The sequence below is a fragment of the Streptacidiphilus alkalitolerans genome (assembly GCF_042511045.1).
Classification (GTDB): Bacteria; Actinomycetota; Actinomycetes; order Streptomycetales; family Streptomycetaceae; genus Streptacidiphilus; species Streptacidiphilus alkalitolerans.
Genome location: NZ_JBHEZX010000009.1, coordinates 90316 through 109298 on the forward strand (window position 1 = coordinate 90316; position 18983 = coordinate 109298).

Below are 18983 nucleotides of genomic sequence, written 5' to 3' on the forward strand. Positions count from 1 at the left end.
GCGATGGAGGCCCGAAGGGGGCCTGAAGGGGGCCCTGCGAGGACCACGGAAGACGGGGGTACTGCCTCCCGGCCGCGGAACCGGCCAAGAGTGGAGCCAGGACCGAAGGAGTCCTCCCAAGACCGCGCCCGCAGGATTTCCGCTGCCCGCGCCCTGAGCCTGGAGCAACCCATGGACATCAGCAACCGCACCGTCCTCCTGGTCGGAGCCACCTCGGGAATCGGCCTCGAACTTGCACGGCGCTTCGCGGAGGCCGGCAGCACCGTCATCGTCGGCGGCCGGCGCGCCGACCTGCTCGACCGGATCGCCGCCGAGGGGTTCGCCACCGCCGTCCGCATCGACGTGACCGACCAGGACAGCGTCGACCGCGCCCGTGACGCGGTCCTGCTGGCGCATCCGGACCTGGACACGATCGTGACGATGTCCGGGGTCATGATCCCCGAGGACCTCCGCGACCCCGCGCACTTCGGCGACGCGGAGCGGACGATCGACACCAACCTCCTGGGCACCATCCGGGTGATCGACGCTTTCACCCCGCACCTGATCGCCCGCGGCGCCGGGACCGTCATCACGGTCACCTCGGGCATCGGGTTCCTGCCCTTCCCGGCGATGCCCAGCTACGCCGCCTCCAAGGCCGGCGTGCACGCCTACTCCGAGGCGTTGCGGGTGCAACTGGCCGGTACCGGCGTCGAGGTCGCCGAACTCGTCCCGCCGGCCGTCGCCACCACGCCGGAGCACGCGCGGATCAACCCCCGCGCGCTCGCCCTGGCCGACTTCGCCACCGAGGTGATGGACCTGCTCCGGACCGAGCCCACCCCGCACGAGATCCTGGTGCGGGGCGTGCTGATGCACCGCTGGGCCGAACGCGACGGCACCTACGCCGAGTTGGTCGCGCAGCGGTCGCAGGGCCTGGCGATGCTGCCGAGCCGGCAGTGAGGACCGCGCCCCCGCGGTTCAGCCGCTGATGCGGCCCGTGTCCTCGGTGCAAGTTACCTATGGGTATGGTTTTCGCCCGGTCCGGCCTATGATCCGGGGTGTCGGATCAACCGGTCGAGTGAGGACTGAGCATGCACCCGTTCCGCGATGCCGTGGAGGCGCGCGACACCCAGGCCCTGGAAGCGCTGCTTGCCGAGGACGTGGTGTTCTCCAGCCCCGTCGCCCACAAGCCCTACCCGGGCAAGGCGATCACCGCGGCGATACTCCGCGGCGTGCTGCGGGTCTTCGAGGACTTCCGCTACGTCCGCGAGATCGGCGAACCGGACGGCCGTGACCACGCCTTCGTCTTCCGGGCGACCGTGAACGGTCGTGAGGTGCACGGCTGCGACTTCCTGCACTTCGACGACGACGGCCTGATCGACGAGTTCACCGTCATGGTCCGCCCGCTCTCCGCAGCCCACGCCCTGGCCGAGGCGATGGGCGCGCAGTTCGCGCAGATCGAGGCCGAGGCGGCGGGGGCGGCTGCGGCAGGGGCGTGAACAACGGCCTGTCCGACGGTCATTCGAGGTGGACGACGTCAGTCGAAGCAGAGGCAGAAGGGGTGTCCTGCGGGGTCGAACAGCACGCGGACGTTCTGCTGCGGTTGGAACTCCGCCACGGTCGCGCCCAGGGCGACCGCCTCGGCGACGGACGCGTCCAGATCGCCGACCTGGAAGTCGAAGTGCATCATCGGGCGCTGCTGCCCTTCGGCCGGAGGCCACACCGGGGACCGATAGCCGTCCGCCTGCTGGAAGACGAAGAACGGGCCCTGCGGGGAGGCGGCGACGACGGCCGTCCCGGGCCCGTCCTGGACGATGGGCCATCCGAGGAGTTCGGCGTAGAACGCCGCCAGGGCGCTGGGGTCCGGCGCCTCGATCGTCGTTCCCCACCACATGCCGCCGGTTCGCGATCTCATCGCGGTAGTCTCCCTCAGTCCTGTAGTTCGCCCTCCAACAGGCCCATGGTGAACATGTCGTACCACTGGCCGTCGCGTCGGAAGACCTTGCGCAGTCTGCCTTCGTCGACGAATCCGACCTTCTGGTAGATGTGGTGGGCGGCGTGGTTCTCGGTGACGACCGTCAGCGAGATCTTGTGCAGCCGCATCTTCTCAAATCCGTAGCGGCAGACGGTGCGCATCGCGTCGGTGGCGAAGCCGCGTCCCCAGTACTCCTTCTCGCCGAGGTAGATGTCGAGTTCGGCGCACCCGGTCTCCGGCTCGGCGTTGCCGAGCCGGACCAGGCCGATGAGCTGGTTGTCGGCCAGGACCTCGATCCCGAGCAGCAGGTCGCTGTAGGAGTTCCGCGGACGCTCCTCCATCCGCTTCCTGACCTGGGCCAGCGGCTGGGCGTAGCCGTCCTGCATCCAGCGCATCACCTCGGGGTCGTGGTTCCAGCGCCACAGCGCGTCGGCGTCGGACGCGTCCATCGGCCGCAGCCTGACCAGTTTTCCGAGCACCATGCCGGCGGATTCCTTCCAGGAGCTGATGACGGTGTTGCACGAACCCGCAAGTGGTAGCACGGTTCGCACACCGTCCTCAACGGATATACGCAGGCGGCGGCCCCGACCTAGCGGGGGCGGTGGGCGGCCAGGCGGTGGACTGCCGCGACCAGGGTGTCGACCTCCTCGTGGGTGTTGTAGAAGGCGAACGAGGGGCGGACGGTGGCCTCCAGGCCGTAGCGGCGCAGGATCGGCTGGGCGCAGTGGTGGCCCGAACGGACGGCGATGCCTTCCTCGTTGAGGGCGGTGCCGACCTCGGCCGGCTCGTAGCCGGCCAGGACGAAGGAGGCGATGCTCGCCTTGTGCGGGGCCGTGCCGACCAGGCGGAGCCCCGGCACACCGCGCAGGCCCTCGGTGGCGTGCTCCAGCAGGGTGTGCTCGTAGGCGGCGATGTTCGGCAGGCCGAGGCGCTCGACGTAGTCGATGGCTGCGGCCAGCCCCACCGCGTCGGCGATGTTGCCGGTGCCGGCCTCGAAGCGGCCCGGCGGCGGCTGGAAGCTGGACCGTTCGAAGGTGACGTCGGTGATCATGTTGCCGCCGCCCTCCCACGGCGGCATGTCCTCCAGGACCTCGCGCTTGGCGTAGAGCACCCCGATCCCGGTGGGGCCGAACAGCTTGTGCCCGGAGAAGACCAGGAAGTCCGCGTCCAGCGCCGTGACGTCGATCGGCAGGTGCGGGACCGACTGCGCCGCGTCGACCAGGACGCGCGCCCCGGCCCGGTGCCCGATCTCGATGACCTGCTCGACCGGCACGACGGTGCCGAGCGCGTTGGACATCTGGGTGACCGAGACCAGCTTGGTGCGGTCGGACAGCAGCGAGGTGTACTCGTCGAGCAGCAGTTGGCCGGAGTCGTCGACCGGGATCACCTTGATCACCGCGCCGGTCTGCTGCGCCAGCATCTGCCAGGGCACGATGTTGGCGTGGTGCTCCAGGTGGGAGAGGACGATCTCGTCGCCCGCGCGCAGGTGCTTGGGGCCCCAGGACTTGGCCACCAGGTTGATCGCCTCGGTGGTGCCGCGGACGAACACGATCTCCTCGGCGGAGCCCGCCCCGATGAACCGGGCGACGGTGCGTCGGGCGCCCTCGTAGGCGTCCGTCGCCCGGGCGGCGAGTTCGTGCGCCGCCCGGTGGATGTTGGAGTTCTCCCGTGAGTAGAACTCCACCAGCCGGTCGATCACCGCGCGCGGCTTCTGCGTGGTCGCGGCGTTGTCCAACCAGATCAGCGGACGGCCGTTGACCAGCTCGGACAGGATCGGGAAGTCCCGGCGCACGGCCCGCACGTCGAAGGCCGGGTGCGGGTCGAGCGGCAGGCCCGCGAACGTCCCGCCGGGCGTGCCGGGCGCGTCGGGTGCGCCGGACGGAACGGACGGAACGGACGGGGCGGGCTCCTGGACGAAGTAGTACGGCGCGGCCGTGGCGGTGGGCGAGCCGGGGTCGGGCAGCGGCGGCAGCCCGAGGTGCCCGAAGCCGGGAAGCTCCGGCGGCTCCGCCGGGAAACCGGGCGCCTCGTTGAGGAAGTAGAACAGCCCGGAGCCCGAACCCGAGGACGGTGCCGCCGAAGGCGCAGGCGCCGGTGGCGACATCGGCCCCGGCGCCGTTGGCAAGGGCGCCGTTGGCAAGGGCGGTGCCGCTGGTGCCGCCGGCAGGGCCGGCAGCTCCGGGGCGTAGCCGGCGACGCCGGGCGCGCTGGCCGCGTAGCCGGCCGCGGCGCTGGTCGGGGGCGGCCCGGACGGCGGGCTCATCCCGGCGGTCGGCGCCGGGGGAGGCGGGTCCGCGGACGGCAGGCCGGTCGGCGTCGGCCATTCCGACGGGCCGTCACCGACCGGGACCTGGCCCGGGCCCTGACTGTCCGTCGACTGGCCGGGCAGTGCTCGGAAGAACTCCCCGGCCATCCGGCTCAGCGTCGCCTCGTCCGGCAGCCACGCCGGCGGGGCGGCCTCGTTACCGGTAGTTGGGGGCGTAGTCATGGAATTTGTCCACCTCGACGTCGTCGAGCACGGCGAGCGCGTCCTCGGTGAGCACCGCCAGCGAGCAGTACAGGGAGATCAGGTAGGAGGCGATGGCACTGCGGTCGATCTGCATGAAGCGGACCGACAGCCCCATTCCCTGCTCGCCGGAGAGCCCGGGCTGGAACAGTCCGACCACGCCCTGGCGCGACTCGCCGGTGCGCAGCAGCAGGAACTTCGTCCTGCCGTTCTCCAGCGGGACCTTGTCCGAGGGGATGATCGGCAGGCCGCGCCAGGTCAGGAACTGCGAGCCGAACATGCTCACCGTCGCCGGCGGCACGCCCCGACGGGTGCACTCCCTGCCGAACGCGGCGATGCCTTCCGGGTGGGTGAGGAAGAAGGCCGGCTGCTTCCACACCTTGGTGATGAGGGCGTCCAGGTCGTCCGGCGTGGGCGGTCCCGCCAGCGTGGGGATCCGCTGGGTGTCCGCGCAGCTGGCCAGCATCCCGTAATCCGGGCTGTTGATCAGCTCGCCCTCCTGATGCTCCTTCACCGCCTCGATGGTCAGCCGCAACTGCTGGGCCGTCTGGTTGTGCGGGCTGGAGTACAGGTCGGCGATCCGGGTGTGCAGGTCAAGGACCGTCTGGACGGCCTTGAGCCGGTACTCCCTGGGTTCCTGCGAGTAGTCGACGAAGGTGTCGGGCAGCGGCGACTCGTCGTAGTTGTCGCACTGGATGCGCACCGACTCGGGATGGACGACCTTGTTCACCCGGTAGATGCCGGCCTCGACCGGAACCCAGGACATCAGGTGCACCAGCCAGCGAGGCGTGATGGAGGCCATCTGTGGAACGGTCTTGGTGGCGTTCGCCAGTGTCCGCGCCGCGCTGTCGCTCACCGACATCGATCGTGACGGTGGATTTGCAGCTGTGGTCATACAACGTCTCCTTCCGAAACTTCTCGCGCCAACTCTCGCACCACCCTCGCAGCGACCCCGGTAACGGTCCAATGCGTGTTTTCGAGCCTGTCATCGACGCGGGCTATGATTTGCGAATGATCGACTTGAGTCGACTGCGTGTGCTGGTGGCTGTCGCCCGCGAGGGCTCGGTCACGGCGGCTGCCGAGGCGCTGCACTATGCCCAGCCGTCGGTGAGCCATCAGCTCGCCAAGCTCGAGGCCGAGGTCGGGGTGCCGCTGCTGCAGCGGATGGGGCGCGGCATCCGGCTCACCGAGGCGGGCCGATTGCTGGTGGACCGCGCCGAGTCGATCCTCGCCCAGGTCGAGTCGGTGCACGCCGAACTGGACGAGCTGGCCGGGCTGCGCACCGGCCGGGTCCGCCTGGCCGCCTTCCCCTCGGCGCTGGCCACCCTGGTGCCGCTCGCTGCCGCCCGGATCTCCGCCCAGTTCCCCGGCATCGAACTGACCCTGGTCGAGGCCGAACCGCCGGACGCGCTGAGCGCGCTGCGCAACAACGACGTCGACGTGGCGCTGATCTTCGAGCACGGCGATCCGCCCCAGCGCGACCGCCGCGACACCACCATGATCCCGCTTCTTGACGAACCGTTGTACGTGGTCACCCCCGCCGAGCGCTCCTGGGACGGTCCCCGGGCGGAGCTGGCCACCTACGCCGAGACCCGCTGGATAGCCGGCTGCGAGCGCTGCCGCGAGCATCTGGTCGCGGCCTGCGGACGGGCCGGGTTCGCACCGATCGTCGAGTTCGAGACCGACGACTACGTCGCCGTGCAGGCGCTGGTCGCGGCCGGGCTCGGGGTGAGCCTGCTGCCCGGGCTGACCCTGGTCGCCAACCGCCACCCGGGGGTCAGGCTCGACCGGATCGTCGGCATGCGCCGACAGGTCGTGGCCGCCGTGTACGGGAAGCCGCCCGCCTCCCAGCCCGCCCAGGTGCTGCTCGACGCGCTCAGCGCGACGGTGACCGAACCGAACTGGCCGAGCTGACGGCGGATCACGACTGGTGCGCCACGGTCAGCGCGGCAGGTCGGCCAGCAGCTTCTCGGTGATCGCGTGCAGGCGCGCGGCGTCCCCGGGGTCGAACGCGCGGGTGTCGGTGGGGACCTGCCTGCCCTCCAGCACGGCGGTGAGCCGCGCGGGCGGCGCGTCCAGGAAGGGCAGGATCTGCGCGACGGCCTGGGAGGCCGGCTTGCCCGACGTCCGCAGCCGGTCGACGTGGGCCGCCGTGGCACGGTCGTACTCGCCCGCGAAGCTGGTGGCGACCACCCCGGGATGGTTGAGCACATAGCTGACCGGGGCGTCGGGGTAGGACCTGGTGAAGTGGACGCCGAGCAGGTCGCAGAGCGCTCCGCCGTGGCCGAGGGCGCCGGTGCCGGGGTAGTTCCGGCGCAGCTGCAGGTCGTCCCAGCGGACCGGGCCGGTGAGGCCCGCGCCGCCGAAGTTGAGCACGGTCGCGCGCTCGGCGCGGCGGAGGTGGCCGACCAGCCCGTGGCTGAGCAGGAAGCGGCTGAGGTAGTAGAGCGCGAAGTTGCTCTCGAACCCGTCCGGGGTCTCCACCCGGGTCGAACGGTGGTAGCGGGCCCCGAGGACCAGCACGTCGACCGCCGGATACGTCTCGGTGATCAGGTCGATGGTGCGCCGGTTCTCCGCGACCAGGCTCAGGTCGGCCCGGAGGAACCGCGCCCGGTCACCCGCCCCGCTCCGGGCGGCGGCGGCCAGGAAGGCGCTGCCCTTCTCGGGGCTGGTGCCCACGACCAGTACGTGGTGGCCGCGCTGGAGGTAGCTGTCGGCGAGGGCGCGGCCGATGCCGTCCGTCCCGCCGGTGATCACTGCTGTGGACATGGGTTCCCCGTCGATCCGGTGCGGGAGTGAGATACAACTAGTTTTATCAATCAAAGTATATCGTCCGGCAAGGCAGCCCGTCAGCGGTACTCGGTCACCGGTACTCGGTCACCCGACTGCCGGCCCCGGCAGGATCTCGCGGAGCGGCTCCCTGGGCGGGCGCGGCTTCCACTCGCGCGGATAGCCGATCGAGACCTCCTCGAAGCGCACCCCGTCGTACCAGGTCGTCCGGGGGATGTGCAGATGGCCGTAGACCACCGCGGCGGCGCGGAAGCGCAGGTGCCAGTCGGCGGTGAGGTCGCTGCCGCACCACTGGGCGAACTCCTGGTGGCGCAGGATCCTGGTGGGCTCGCGGACCAGCGGGAAGTGGTTCACCAGGACGGTCCGGTACGCGGGGTCGATCGCGGCCAGCCGCCGCTCGGTGAGGGCGACCCGGGCGCGGCACCAGGCGTCCCGGCTCGGATACGGGTCCGGGTGCAGGAAGTACTCGTCGGTGCAGACGATCCCGGCGTCGTGGGCGATCCGCAGCGACTCCTCCGCGGACGTCGCCCCGGGAGCGTGGAAGGAGTAGTCGTAGAGCACCAGCAGCGGCGCGACCACGACCGGGCCGCCCGGGCCGGCCCACAGCGGGTAGGGGTCCTCGGGCGTGCTGATGCCCAGGCTCCGGCACAATTCGACCAGGCCCAGGTAGCGCTTCTCGCCGCGCAGGTCGACCGGGTCGGACGGGTGCGTCCACAACTCGTGGTTGCCCGGCGCCCAGACCACCTTCGAGAAGCGCTCGGCGAGCAGGGTCAGCGCCCACGCCACGTCCTCGAAGCGCTCCGCCACGTCACCGGCGACGATCAGCCAGTCGGCGTCCGTGCCGGGGCGCAGTGTCGCGACCAGGTCGCGGTTCTCCTGGTGGGCGGTGTGCAGGTCGCTGACGGCGAGCAGCCGGGGCCGGGTCATCGGCGGAGCCCTTCTGCAGGTGGCACTCAAACCGTAGCGTGGATGCGCGCCGCGGTCAGTCGGTTGCGATCACTCGGCCGCCGTCACGTATCCCGCCTCGACCATCCCGGCCAGCATGTGGTCCTGAAGCTGGATCAGCACGTCGGCGGCCCGGTCGAGTTCGCCCGGTGACGCCTGGGTCAGCGCCTCGGCGAGCAGTTCGCAGCGGGCGGCCCGGATCCGCTGGAGGACGCGGCGGCCCTCCGGGCTGATGGCGATCACTCCGGAGCGGCCGTCGGCCGGATCCCGGTGGCGGCTGACGAGTGCGTCGGCCTTGAGCTGGCGGAGCTGCAACGAGACGGTCGAGATGTCGATCCGCAGGCAGTCCGCGATGTCCGACACCCGCATCGCCCCGGCCGCGTCGAAGTGCTCCAGCAGCCGCAGCGCGCTCGGCGGGATGTCGGCTCCCGAGCGGCGGGCCACCTCGGCCCGGGTGTGCTTGCTCTCGCTCCACCGCACCAGGGCCGACAGGGCGACCTCCAGGCGGGCCAGTTCCGGTGCGGCGGAGGGCGCGTTCGGCGTCGCGGCGGACCCGGTCCCTGATGAGCTCATCCGACCAGGTTACGCGGCGGCCCCTGGCGGGTCCGGTGGTTCTACTGTGGCGGGGTGACGACTCAGGTGATCGTGCTCAACGGCGGGTCCAGTTCGGGGAAGTCCGGCATCGTACGGTGCCTGCAGGCGGTGCTGCCGGATCCGTGGCTGGCCCTCGGGACGGACACGCTGGTGGACGCCATGCCGGCGTCCATGCAGGTGTCGGACGGCGGGATCGGGTTCGCCGCGGACGGGGAGGTGACCGTCGGGCCGGAGTTCCGGGCGCTGGAGGCGGCCTGGATCGAGGGGGTCGCCGCGATGGCCCGGGCGGGCGCCCGGGTCGTGGTCGACGAGGTGTTCCTCGGCGGAGCGGAGTCGCAGCGGCGGTGGCAGCGGGCTCTGGGCGGCCTGGCGGTGCTGTGGGTCGGCGTCAGGTGCGACGCCGCGGTGGCCGCGGGCCGCGAGGTCGCCCGGGGGGATCGGACCATCGGGATGGCCGCGTCCCAGGCGGAGCTGGTCCACCGGGGCGTGGCCTACGACCTGGAGGTCGACACCGCCCGGGCCGAGGCGATCGCGTGCGCGCGGGCCATCGCCGCCCGGGTGAAGTGACGGGGCGTCGGGCGGCGGTCAGTGTGCGGTCTGCCCGGACGCTGCGGACACCATGGGCCCGGCAGCTGTCGGCTGGTCGCGCAGCGCCTGGCGGCTGACGGTTCCGGTCACCCGGCCGCGGGCGAGGACCAGGGCGAGGCTGCCGTCGCCGTCGCTCCCGTCTCCGCCGTCCCAGCCGGTCACGGCGGGGGCGGTGAGGGGGAGGCCGGTGCCCAGCCTGGGTCCGAGCGGCTGGACCGTCTCGGCGACCGTGGCCGCGCCGCGCAGCCGGGCGGGTGTGGTCCAGCCGAGGATGTCGGAGGCGTGCGGGGCCAGGACGCGTCCCTCGCGCCGGTAGACCACCAGCACCGGGCCGTCGTCCGCGTGGCCGTCCGCGTCCAGCCGTCGCAGCGCCCCGGCGACGGTCTCGTCCCGCTCGACCAGCGGCGTCGGGGTGGCCCGGTCGCCGACGGTCGGGCCCTCGACCGGGGTCAGGGGCGCCGGTCCGGTGAAGCCGCCGGCCGCGAGCCAGCTGTCGTTGAAGTAGGTCGAGAGGTAGGCCCGGCCGGAATCGGGGAGCAGCACCACGACGGTGTCGTCCTCGGTGAGGTCCTCGGCGAGCTCGAGGGCCGCCGCCAGCGCGACTCCTGACGAACCGCCGGCCAGGACGCCCTCGGTGCGGGCCAGCTCCCGGACGGCGTCGATCGCGTCCTGGTCCTCGACCGGGAGGTAGCGGTCGATCACCCCGAGGTCCAGTGACTTCGGCCATTCGTCGACGGCCGTCTCGGGGTGGACGAAGTGGCCGGCGCCCTCGATGTACTTCTGGCTGCCGTCGCCGCCGGAGTAGCGGGAGGTGATCGGGTCGGCGCCGATGACCTGGACCCGGCCGCCGCTGACCTCCTTGAGGTAGCGGCCTGTGCCGGAGATGGTGCCGCCGGTGCCGACCGTGGCGACGAAGTGGGTGACCGTGCCGTCGGTGTCGTCCCAGACCTCGGGGCCGGTGGACGTGTAGTGGGCGGCCGGGTTGGCCGGGTTGTCGTACTGCTGGGCGAGCCACGCGCCCGGGGTCTCGGCGACGAAGCGCTCGCCCTGCGAGCGCAGGCTGTCGGGGTGGTCCCTGGGGACGAAGGCGTCCACCAGGCGCAGTTCGGCCCCGTAGGCGGCGAACTGGTCCCGCTTCTCCTGGGCGATCATGGAGCTGGTGAAGATCACCGCCCGGTAGCCGAGGTGGGCGGCTGTCAGGGCGAGCCCGATGCCGGTGTTTCCGCTGGTGACCTCGACCACGACACCGCCCGGGCGGAGCGAGCCGTCGGCCTCGGCCTGGCGCAGCATCGCCAGTGCCGCCCGGTCCTTGACGCTGCCGCCGGGGTTCTGCCACTCCGGTTTCACGTAGATGCGCGGGCGCAGGCCCTGGGCGGCCCGGGTCAGCCGGATCAGCGGCGTCCCGCCGATCGACTCGAGCACGGACTCGTATCTGGCCACGGTTCTCCTCAGGACTGCGTCGGCGCCACCTCGATCGTCACCGTATCGGGGCGGGGGCCACTCAGTCGCGGTTGGGTCGCCAGACGAACCAGGTGCCCCGGCCGTAGCTGCTGTCGGCGGCGACGGTGGCGATGAGGGTGTAGCCGTGACCGGTCGTCAGTGCGCTGTCGATCTGGCGGTCCAGGCCGGCGGTGGGGCCGTAGCGGAGGACGACCAGGTCGAAGTAGTCCTCGGTGAGGGCCGCGCGGTAGGCGGGGACGCCGGTGAGGTGCTCGCCCTTCTTGTCGGTGTAGGCGAAGAAGTAGGTGCCGCTCCACTGGTACGGCTGGGCCAGCGCGGCCTGGTAGTAGCGCGGCACCTCCGCCTCCTCGACCAGGTAGTGGCCGGTCTGCGGGCGGATCTGGGTGCGCAGCACCTGCTCCAGCCGGGTCGAGTCGGGCCACTGCCGGAACAGCGCGGCGGACTGCGAGATGCCCAGTTCGGTGGCCAGCAGGCAGACGCCGAGGGCGATGCCGAGGCGGCGCGGGCTGTAGTGGCCGACGTCGGCGATGCGGGCGAGGCCGTAGCCCGCGACCGGGGCGGCGAAGAAGAGGCCGAAGCCGATGTGCTTGTGCAGCGAGGTGAGGGTGTGCAGGTGCACCTGGTAGGCGGGGGCGAGCAGCGCGGTGCCGGTGAGCAGCCCGGCGAGCAGCAGCCGGGCGGTGCGTTGGCGCCCGGTCCCGGCCCGGACCAGCAGGACCGTGCCGACCACGGCCAGCAGCAGCACCAGTCCGCCGTACTCGGCGGAGAGCCGCAGCAGCAGCGGAGTGGAGTCGGTGCCGGCCTGCCGGGCGGTGGTGGTGCTGCGGACCCCCGCCAGGAAGGAGTGCCCGGCGAGCAGCAGGACCAGCGCCGCGCAGCCGACGGCGCTGCCGAGCGCCAGCAGGCCGCGCAGCAGCGCCTGCCGCAGCCCGCGTTCCGGCAGCGCGGCCAATGCCACCAGCCCGAGCACCGTCCCGGCGAACAGCAGCGCCGCGTACTTGGCGGTCCCGGCCAGGGCCAGCGGCACGCCCACCAACGCGGTCACCGGCCAGGGCAGCCGGGCCGCCCGCACGGCCGTCCAGGCGCCGACCGCCAGCAGGAACAGGGCCATCGCGTCATAGGTGGCGAGGTGGCCGAGGAACAGCACCGGGCCGCTGAGCGCGAACAGCGCCGCGCCCATCAGCGCCGCGCGGCGGCCGAACAGCCGCCGCGCCAGCCCGTGCAGCAGCACCGTGCAGGCCAGCATGAACAGCAGGCTGAGCGCCCGGGCCCCGGCCAGGCCGGCGAAGCGGTCCGCCATCGCGCCCAGCACCGGGTAGAAGAACGGCGCGCCGGAGAAGTAGGAGGCGTAGTTGTCGTAGGTGGGGGTGCCGTGCAGCAGCAGGGCGATCTCCCGGTGCCCGGCGTAGAGGTAGAGCGACTCGTCCTGGAAGGCGCTGTTCTGGAGCCGCCAGCTGAGCACCGCCTGCAGTGCCAGCAGGCACAGCAGCGGCAGCCGGACCAGCAGCGGTCGGCGGGGGCGGACGGCGGCCGGGAGCGCGGGGCGCCGTCCGGCGAGTGGGAGCAGGGTGGTCAACGTCCACTGCCTTCCGGGAGTCCGCGCAGCAGCCGGGCGGCGGCGGCGCCGGTGAGCGGGTCGGTGAGGGGCGACCAGCGTCGGGCGGCGGCCGACGCGGTGTCGGTCTCCGGGCCGGTGAGCTGGTAGACCACGGCGGCGACGTCCCGGCGGTCGGCGACCGCGGCGCCGAGCCGGTCCAGCCAGGCCGCGCGCTGCTCGGGGGCCCCGGCGACGCTCGTGGTGACCAGCAGCGGTTTGCCCGGGTGGGCGGCGGCGGCCTCGGCGAGGGCGGCGGCCGGATCGGTCCAGCGGGTGCCCGGGTACTCGAACAGGGTGACGCCGACGGCGTCCACGCTGCCGGGCGCGGGGGCGTAGGGACGGTCGTGGGCCGGGTCGGCCGGGTTCCAGACCAGGGCCGCGTTGCTCGCCCCGGCCTGCCGCAGCAGCTTTCTGATGTGCTGCCAGGCCCGGGCCGAGTCCTGCGGGATGCCGCCGCGCGCCACGGCGGAGCTGATCGCGTAGTCGCGGTCGTCCTCGGGGAGCACGGTGAGGTAGACCGGGTGGGCGTAGCCGGCGAGCGAGCGGCCCCAGCGGAGCAGGGCGGCGTCGTCGACCCCGTTGGCCACGGCGGTGAGTGAGGAGTCGAGGCCGCCCCTGCCGTTCCTGGAGATGACCAGGGTGATCCAGGGCACCCCGCCCCCGGTGCGCACGGCCTCGGCCCAGTCGGTGTCCAGGCTCGCGCCGAGCTCCTGGGTACGGCCCTGGACGCCGAAGCTGACGCCGAGGGCCGCGCTGAGCGTGCCGCTCTGGCCCAGCGTCGCGCTGCCGAGCCCGGCGCGCGGATGCGCGGGCCGGGCCAGCGGCGCGGGGCCGCCGCCGGTGGACGCCGCCCCCGCGGTGCTGAGCGTGCCGAGCACGGCCGCGCCGACCAGGGCGGTCACGCCCAGCCCGATCCAGGCGGCCCGGCGGCGGGGCAGCCGCCGCCGTCCGGACGGCCGGGGGCGGCGCGGCGCTGACGGTCCCTCACCGCGCACCACCAGCGGGGGTTCCTCCGCCGCGGCCGGGGAGCGTGCGGCGGTACGGGCCGCGCGGGCGTCCTGCAGCACCAGCCACAGGTGCGAGCCGATCATCACGCACAGGTAGACCAGCCAGAACGCCGCCAGGTAGTACGCGGGGGAGTGGCGCAGCGCCACCGCCAGGCCCAGCGAGCCCAGGCAGGCGGCGAGGGCGGCCAGGTGCCAGCGGGCGGTGCGCCAGGGCGAGGCGGCGGTGCGCTGCTTGGGGGTGATGGTGAACAGGCCCCGGGTGCCGACCAGGGTCATCCAGGCGGCCCGGATCAGCGCGGGGAAGGAGCCGAAGCCGACCACCACGCTGCGCCAGCTGGTGGTCCGCCAGGCGGCGTGCGCGAAGGCCAGGGTGGCCAGCAGGTAGTACGGCACGAAGTGGGCCAGGAACGAGCCCAGGGTCGCGCCGCGCACCCCGGTCGCGCCGGTCGCCAGGTAGAGCACCGGCGCGACCAGGAACACCAGGTCGCGGACCCCGGCCAGGTAGTGGGTCACTGCCAGCCCGTACTGGAACCGCTGCTGCGCCCGCAGGCCGCCGCGCCGGGGCAGCAGCAGGTCGCGCCAGTGCGAGCGGAGCACCGAGAGGGTGCCCCGGGCCCAGCGCTCCTGCTGCTTGAGGTAGGAGGGCAGGTCGACCGGGCCGAGTCCGACCGCCAGCACCTCCGGCAGGTAGACGCTGTGCCAGCGCGGCGCGAGCCGGATCGAGGCGGCGAAGTCCTCGGTCACCGAGTCGGTCGGCAGCCCGCCGATCTCGTCCAGCGCCGCCGCCCGCAGCACCACATTGGTGCCGCAGATGAACGCGGAGTCGTGCAGCGCCTTGCCGGGGCAGAGCAGCCGGTAGAACAGCGACTGCTGGTCGTCGGCCCAACGGGCCACCGGGTTGTGCCGGTTGCCGTAGAACTGCCCCGACTGCACCCAGCCGACGGTGGCGTCGGCCATCGGCGCCAGGCTGTGCAGGAAGAAGTCCTCGCGGGGGACCTGGTCCGCGTCGAACACCACCAGCAGCGCGTCGCCGCTGCCGCCGACCAGTTGCCGGGCGTGCTCGATGTTCCCGGCCTTGGCCCCGCCGCCGACCGTCCTGGTGACGCAGCGGACGTCGAGCCGGGCGCAGAGCTGCTCGACCGCGTCGCTGCAGTCCGCCCCGGCGACACCGCCGTCGTTGCAGACCAGGACGGTGATCGCGGCGTGCGGGAACTCGGCCAGATAGCGGCGGCGGGCGGCCAGCACCCCGTGCAGGGTGGCCTCGACCACCGCGGTGCCCTCGTCCACGGTCGGCACGAAGACGAACACCGGCAGCCGGGAGGGGTCCAGGTCCTGCCGGGCGCGGCGCGGCCGGTGCGGCCAGACGGTGGCGTGCAGGCCCACGGTGTGCACGGCGGCGTGCAGTTCGGCCAGGAACAGCGGGACGCCGATCCACCAGCCGGCCCAGGAGAGCACCGAGAGCCGCCAGGACAGGTAGTCCACCGCGCTCACATAGACGCCCAGGGCCAGGGCGATCAGCCGCAGTTCGCGGCCGTGCCAGCCGCCGACCCAGGCGAAGCCCACCCCGAGCAGCAGGGTGGCCAGGGCCAGCAGCGGGCCGGGCTGGAACCAGGCGATGGCGGCGGCGGCCAGGGCGATGACCACCCGGCTGGCCCACACCGTGCGCCGGCCCGGCTCCCGGTAGGGGCGCGGCGGGGTCGCGGTGGTGAAGCTGCCGGTCTCGGCCGTGCTGAAACTGCCGGTCTCGGCCGTGCTGAGCTGAGTGCTCATCAGTTGCCTCCGGAGTGGCTGACGGTGGACTGCTGCGGTCCGGCGGTGAGGGACACCGCGCTGATCAGGTGGTCGTCGTTGCTGCCGCCGTTGGCCCCGGTGAAGCCGAGCAGCACGGTCGGCGGGAGGGCCACGGCACGGTCCAGCAGCGGGGTGCCGTCCAGGGCCGCGAGCAGATGGCCGCCGGTGCAGTCGACGGTGAGCAGGTGGGTCCCGGTGCGCAGCGGGGTCGGCGCCACGGCGGTGGCCAGGAACACCGGGTCGCCGCTTGCGCCGGGGGCGGACGTGGTGAAACCGAGGAAGTTGCCGGAGCCCACCGCGCCGTTCCAGGAGGTGGTCAGCGCGACGGCGGTGCCCGGCAGCCCGACGAAGCCGAGGCCGCTGCCGGGCTGGCCCAGGGCGGTGGCGTCGGCCCGGGCCGGGTCGAGCAGGACCAGCGCCAGCCCGTCGCCGCCGGTGCCGCCGCCGAGCCGGACCGTGAACGAGGCATGCAGTCCGGCGCTGGGCACCGGGGTGGGGTAGAACGAGGACCCGGCCCCGTAGCCGGAGGCCGCGGTGGTGAGGGCGAGGGTGTCGCCGTCCAGCGCGGCCTGGCCGTTGCGGGTCCAGCTCGGGTCGGTCGGGCCGGGGACGGTGGTGCCGACGGCCGCCGGCGGTCCGGTGCTGATGCTGATGTCGCTGACCCGGTGGGCGTCGGCCCCGGCCCCGGTGGCGGCGGTGAAGCCCGGGAACACCGAGGCGGGCAGCGGCGGGGTGGTGTCCAGCAGTTGCGTCCCGTCCACACTCACCGTCAGACGGGTGCCGCTGACGGTGGCCACCACCCGGTGGGTGCCGCTGCGCAAGTTGGTCGGGACCGGGGCGGTGGCGAGGTAGCTGAGGTTGTCGCCGGTGCCGCCGGCGCTCACTCCGACGAAGTTGCCCGAGCCCACCTGGGTGTTCCAGGAGGTCACCAGGTCCACCGAGATGCCCGGCAGCCCGGAGGAGCCGAGACCGCCGCCCGCGACGCCCAGCCCGGCCGGGGTGCTCCGGGAGGCGTCGAGCAGCATCAGCCCCTCGCCGTCGGCTCCGGTGCCGGGGCCGAGGGCGGCGGTGAAGGCGGCGGTGAGCCCGGCGCTGGGGACCGGCCGGTCGTAGAAGGAGGAGCCGGCGCTCAGCGTGGTCGCCGGGGTGAGCGAGACGCTGCCGTCGCCGGGCAGCACCGCGCTGCCGTTGGCGGTCCAGCCGGGCTTTCCCGGCCCGGCGGCGGGAGCCGGGGCCGGCAGCGTACCGGTGCCGGCGCCGGTGAGCTGCTCCAGCATGGCGCCCTGCCCGGCGTCCCCGGTGACCTCGTAGGTCGCGGTCTGGGCGCCGGGCGCGGTGGGCGTGAAGGTCACGGTCTGGTGCACCACCTGCCCGGGCCCGATCACCAGCCCCTCGGCCAGCGGGTCGGTGCTGCTGAAGTCGCTGTCGGGGGCCTTGGCCTTGCTGATCGTCACCGGCAGGTTGCCGGTGTTGGTGAGGTCGAAGCCGGCGGTCCTGCTGCCGCCGACCGCGAGGCTGCCGAAGGACAGCGTCGGCGGGTTGAACACCAACTGCCCCTGCCCGGCCACACCCTGGCCGCTGACCGGCACGGTGAGCGTGCCCGAGGTACTGCCCAGGACCAGCGCGGAGCTGTCGGCGCGGGCCGCGGTCGGGGCGTAGCTGACCGAGACCACCAGTGAGGCTCCGGGGGCCACGGTGCTGCCCACGGCGGGCAGTCCGGCGGTGCTGAACGGAGCGGCCGGGGCCTGCGCCGAGGTGATCGTCTCGGGTGCCGTCCCGGTGTTGCTGATCTGGACGTTGAGGGTCTCATTGCTGCCGGTCGGCTCGTCCTCGAAGGCGAGCTGGGCGGGGGCGGCCAGCAGACCGGCCCGGGTGCCGGTGCCGGTCAGGCCCAGCCCGAGCGATCCGGCGTCGGTGACGGCCTGCAGCACGCCGTTGCTGCTCCCGGCCGAGGTCGGGCTGAACGTCACCGGGACGGTCAGCTGCTGACCGGCCGTCAGCTGGAGCGGCAGCGCGGGCGGGGTCACCCCGAACGGCGCGGAGGCGGTCAGCCCGGTCAGCGTCACCGTCCGGGTGGCGGTCAGGGTCGCGGTGGCACGGCCGGTCGCGCCGACGGCGACGCCGCCGAAGTCCACCGGGGAACCGTTCACGGCGGTGGCCGCCGGGCGGCCGAAGGCCATCAGCAGCCCGTCCCGGTTGCCCAGGTAGAGCCGGCCGCCGTCGGTCGCGGGCACCGAGAACTTGGACGCGGTGCCGATCGGGGCGGACCAGACCAGGTCCAGCGTCCCGTCGGCGTCCGGCACCGGGCGGTACGCGCGCAGGGTGGAGTCCTCCCCGGTGGGTCCGCCGGACTGGACCACCCAGACCAGGGCGCTGCCGGAGGCGGTGCCGGTGGAGGTGACCACGGGCGAGCCGCTGGTGTACGGGAAGCTGTCCTTGCTGGTGCCGGTGGCGGTCAGCGCCGGTCGGCCGTCGCCGGTGACCCCGTACTTCAGGGCGCGCAGCGGGCTGCCGTTGTCGACCAGGTAGACATAACCGCCGTCGCCGCCCCAGAAGGCCGGGTGGCCCCACTGCCCCTGGAACGGCCCGGTGCTGCCGACCACGGCGTCGCTGCCGCCGGGGCCCTGGGAACGGCCGCCGAGCTGGTCGCGGTCGAGCAGGAACACCCGGCCGTCCTTGCCCTGCTGCACCAGCAGGTGCGGGTGCGCGGCCGTGCCGAAGCCGTCCGGCAGGCCCATGCCGCCGCCGGAGCCCAGGTCGGTGTCGTTGAGGTCCAGGGTCGGGGCGTCGGAGGGGCTGAAGAAGTCCGCCGCGGCGAGGTCGCCGTCCGGGCCGACCTGCAGCCGCACCACCGATTCGGAGAGCGTACCGGGCGGTGAACTGCCGGGTCCGGTGGGCGGGTTGATGCCGTTTCCGGTGGCCAGGAAGATCCGTCCCGGACCGTCCGAGACCAGCCCGCCACCGGCCGCCCAGATGCCGCCGCCGTCGTTGCTGGCTCCCATCTCGGTGGCCCACATGGAGGTGATCCGGGCGGTGCTGGTGCTCACCCCCACCACATAGCCGCGGTAGGGGCCGAAGTCGCAGTGCGCGCCGAAGCCCAGGTAGACCACGCCGTCCAGGAGCAGCAGCCCCGGCCGCTGCAGCTGGTGCGCGGCGTCGAAGGGCAGGCTGGGGTCGGCCTCGGGGGAGCCGGTGATGGTCACCGGGAAGCCGGCCCGCTCGGCGCCGTCGGCGGGGTCCACGGCATGCAGGTAGTAGTGCGGGTGCAGCTGGTCCGGGCCGTCGTCGACCTTGCTGGTGAAGTAGACGGCGTCGGTGGCCGGGTCGTAGACGGGGGTCGAGGTGACGCCGATGTTCGGGACCAGGTCGCCGCAGCCGATGGCCGAGGCGGGCCAGGACGGGCCGACGTCGCGGGTCCAGCGGATCGCGCCGGTCGCCGCGTCCAGGCCGTAGACCTTGTCGTTCTCGGTGGCGACGATCAGGACGCCGCCGACGCTGAGCGGCTGGGCGTAGATCTGGCCGTCCAGCTGGGTGGCGAAGAGCCGTCCGAAGTCGGAGGCCTGGACCGAGGCCGGGCTGAGGCCGGGTTCGTCGGAGTCCCAACCGGTGCGGAGGTTGTCGACGGACACGGTGCCGACTTCGGCGTGCGCGGTACTGGTGACGATGCCGAACAGCGCCAGCAGCGTCAGCGCCAGGGCGCCCGCTGTTGCTCCGATCCGGCCGTGCGCGGTCGCGTGCGGCATCGTCGTCCCC

General features: G+C 73.2%; 15 protein-coding genes. 4 read left to right on the forward strand and 11 right to left on the reverse strand.

What is annotated here, in order from left to right:
* The first annotated feature begins 171 nt into the window (after nucleotides 1–171).
* A complete protein-coding gene (locus tag ACEZDG_RS21480) occupies nucleotides 172–936 on the forward strand; it encodes an SDR family oxidoreductase (RefSeq protein ID WP_380512038.1) in 765 nt (254 codons plus the stop codon).
* A 131-nt stretch (nucleotides 937–1067) separates the two neighbouring features.
* Entirely contained in the window at nucleotides 1068–1475 is a 408-nt protein-coding gene (locus ACEZDG_RS21485; RefSeq protein WP_380512040.1) for a nuclear transport factor 2 family protein, read from the forward strand.
* 38 nt (nucleotides 1476–1513) lie between these two features.
* Here the strand turns inward: ACEZDG_RS21485 and ACEZDG_RS21490 are convergent, their stop codons facing one another.
* The 4 genes from ACEZDG_RS21490 to ACEZDG_RS21505 form a co-directional block, all read right to left on the reverse strand.
* Complete coding sequence (locus ACEZDG_RS21490) at nucleotides 1514–1891, reverse strand: VOC family protein (RefSeq protein WP_380512041.1); 378 nt, start codon at nucleotides 1889–1891, stop codon at nucleotides 1514–1516.
* A gap of 14 nt (nucleotides 1892–1905) precedes the next feature.
* Nucleotides 1906–2433 carry a GNAT family N-acetyltransferase gene (locus ACEZDG_RS21495; protein WP_380512043.1) on the reverse strand — a complete coding sequence of 176 codons (528 nt, stop codon included), beginning with the start codon at nucleotides 2431–2433 and terminating at the stop codon, nucleotides 1906–1908.
* A gap of 107 nt (nucleotides 2434–2540) precedes the next feature.
* On the reverse strand, nucleotides 2541–4439 hold the full coding sequence (locus ACEZDG_RS21500) for a family 2A encapsulin nanocompartment cargo protein cysteine desulfurase (RefSeq protein WP_380512045.1): 1899 nt from the start codon (nucleotides 4437–4439) through the stop codon (nucleotides 2541–2543).
* Nucleotides 4414–5352, reverse strand: a complete 939-nt coding sequence (locus ACEZDG_RS21505) for a family 2A encapsulin nanocompartment shell protein (RefSeq protein ID WP_380512047.1) — start codon at nucleotides 5350–5352, stop codon at nucleotides 4414–4416. Before ACEZDG_RS21505 ends, ACEZDG_RS21500 begins: the two co-directional genes overlap by 26 nt.
* Nucleotides 5353–5468: 116 nt before the next feature.
* Here ACEZDG_RS21505 and ACEZDG_RS21510 point away from each other — a divergent pair, with 116 nt between their 5' ends.
* The gene (locus tag ACEZDG_RS21510; protein ID WP_380512049.1) at nucleotides 5469–6371 is read left to right on the forward strand and encodes a LysR family transcriptional regulator; all 903 of its coding nucleotides are present in this window, start codon (nucleotides 5469–5471) and stop codon (nucleotides 6369–6371) included.
* A 27-nt stretch (nucleotides 6372–6398) separates the two neighbouring features.
* Here ACEZDG_RS21510 and ACEZDG_RS21515 read toward each other — a convergent pair whose 3' ends face one another.
* The 3 genes from ACEZDG_RS21515 to ACEZDG_RS21525 form a co-directional block, all read right to left on the reverse strand.
* The gene (locus ACEZDG_RS21515; RefSeq protein ID WP_380512051.1) at nucleotides 6399–7226 is read right to left on the reverse strand and encodes an SDR family NAD(P)-dependent oxidoreductase; all 828 of its coding nucleotides are present in this window, start codon (nucleotides 7224–7226) and stop codon (nucleotides 6399–6401) included.
* A 108-nt stretch (nucleotides 7227–7334) separates the two neighbouring features.
* The gene (locus tag ACEZDG_RS21520) at nucleotides 7335–8174 is read right to left on the reverse strand and encodes a metallophosphoesterase family protein (RefSeq protein WP_380512053.1); all 840 of its coding nucleotides are present in this window, start codon (nucleotides 8172–8174) and stop codon (nucleotides 7335–7337) included.
* 69 nt (nucleotides 8175–8243) lie between these two features.
* Nucleotides 8244–8765 carry a MarR family winged helix-turn-helix transcriptional regulator gene (locus tag ACEZDG_RS21525; RefSeq protein WP_380512055.1) on the reverse strand — a complete coding sequence of 174 codons (522 nt, stop codon included), beginning with the start codon at nucleotides 8763–8765 and terminating at the stop codon, nucleotides 8244–8246.
* A 54-nt stretch (nucleotides 8766–8819) separates the two neighbouring features.
* Between ACEZDG_RS21525 and cpt the strand changes: the two genes are divergently transcribed.
* A complete protein-coding gene (cpt, locus tag ACEZDG_RS21530; protein WP_380512057.1) occupies nucleotides 8820–9353 on the forward strand; it encodes a chloramphenicol phosphotransferase CPT in 534 nt (177 codons plus the stop codon).
* Between the two features lie 18 nt (nucleotides 9354–9371).
* On the opposite strand, the gene ACEZDG_RS21535 is transcribed toward cpt, so the two are convergent.
* The 4 genes from ACEZDG_RS21535 to ACEZDG_RS21550 all read right to left on the reverse strand — a co-directional run bounded on the left by ACEZDG_RS21535 (nucleotide 9372) and on the right by ACEZDG_RS21550 (nucleotide 18973).
* Nucleotides 9372–10814: a PLP-dependent cysteine synthase family protein gene (locus ACEZDG_RS21535; protein ID WP_380512059.1), complete on the reverse strand. Its 1443-nt coding sequence runs from the start codon at nucleotides 10812–10814 to the stop codon at nucleotides 9372–9374.
* A gap of 61 nt (nucleotides 10815–10875) precedes the next feature.
* On the reverse strand, nucleotides 10876–12411 hold the full coding sequence (locus tag ACEZDG_RS21540) for an ArnT family glycosyltransferase (RefSeq protein ID WP_380512061.1): 1536 nt from the start codon (nucleotides 12409–12411) through the stop codon (nucleotides 10876–10878).
* Nucleotides 12408–15209, reverse strand: coding sequence for a glycosyltransferase family 2 protein (locus ACEZDG_RS21545; protein WP_380512063.1), 2802 nt, complete (start codon nucleotides 15207–15209; stop codon nucleotides 12408–12410). Before ACEZDG_RS21545 ends, ACEZDG_RS21540 begins: the two co-directional genes overlap by 4 nt.
* Nucleotides 15209–18973, reverse strand: coding sequence for a choice-of-anchor D domain-containing protein (locus ACEZDG_RS21550; protein WP_380512065.1), 3765 nt, complete (start codon nucleotides 18971–18973; stop codon nucleotides 15209–15211). The genes ACEZDG_RS21545 and ACEZDG_RS21550 overlap by 1 nt, the downstream gene beginning before the upstream one ends.
* Nucleotides 18974–18983: the final 10 nt, after the last annotated feature.

Excerpts from the sequence above, each read along its gene's own strand:
- ACEZDG_RS21480 (WP_380512038.1), top strand. The coding sequence starts at position 172 with ATGGACATCAGCAACCGCACCGTCCTCCTGGTCGGAGCCACCTCGGGA.
- ACEZDG_RS21485 (WP_380512040.1), top strand. The coding sequence starts at position 1,068 with ATGCACCCGTTCCGCGATGCCGTGGAGGCGCGCGACACCCAGGCCCTG.
- ACEZDG_RS21490 (WP_380512041.1), bottom strand. The coding sequence starts at position 1,891 with ATGAGATCGCGAACCGGCGGCATGTGGTGGGGAACGACGATCGAGGCG.
- ACEZDG_RS21495 (WP_380512043.1), bottom strand. The coding sequence starts at position 2,433 with ATGGTGCTCGGAAAACTGGTCAGGCTGCGGCCGATGGACGCGTCCGAC.
- ACEZDG_RS21500 (WP_380512045.1), bottom strand. The coding sequence starts at position 4,439 with ATGACTACGCCCCCAACTACCGGTAACGAGGCCGCCCCGCCGGCGTGG.
- ACEZDG_RS21505 (WP_380512047.1), bottom strand. The coding sequence starts at position 5,352 with ATGACCACAGCTGCAAATCCACCGTCACGATCGATGTCGGTGAGCGAC.
- ACEZDG_RS21510 (WP_380512049.1), top strand. The coding sequence starts at position 5,469 with ATGATCGACTTGAGTCGACTGCGTGTGCTGGTGGCTGTCGCCCGCGAG.
- ACEZDG_RS21515 (WP_380512051.1), bottom strand. The coding sequence starts at position 7,226 with ATGTCCACAGCAGTGATCACCGGCGGGACGGACGGCATCGGCCGCGCC.
- ACEZDG_RS21520 (WP_380512053.1), bottom strand. The coding sequence starts at position 8,174 with ATGACCCGGCCCCGGCTGCTCGCCGTCAGCGACCTGCACACCGCCCAC.
- ACEZDG_RS21525 (WP_380512055.1), bottom strand. The coding sequence starts at position 8,765 with ATGAGCTCATCAGGGACCGGGTCCGCCGCGACGCCGAACGCGCCCTCC.
- ACEZDG_RS21545 (WP_380512063.1), bottom strand. The coding sequence starts at position 15,209 with ATGAGCACTCAGCTCAGCACGGCCGAGACCGGCAGTTTCAGCACGGCC.
- ACEZDG_RS21550 (WP_380512065.1), bottom strand. The coding sequence starts at position 18,973 with ATGCCGCACGCGACCGCGCACGGCCGGATCGGAGCAACAGCGGGCGCC.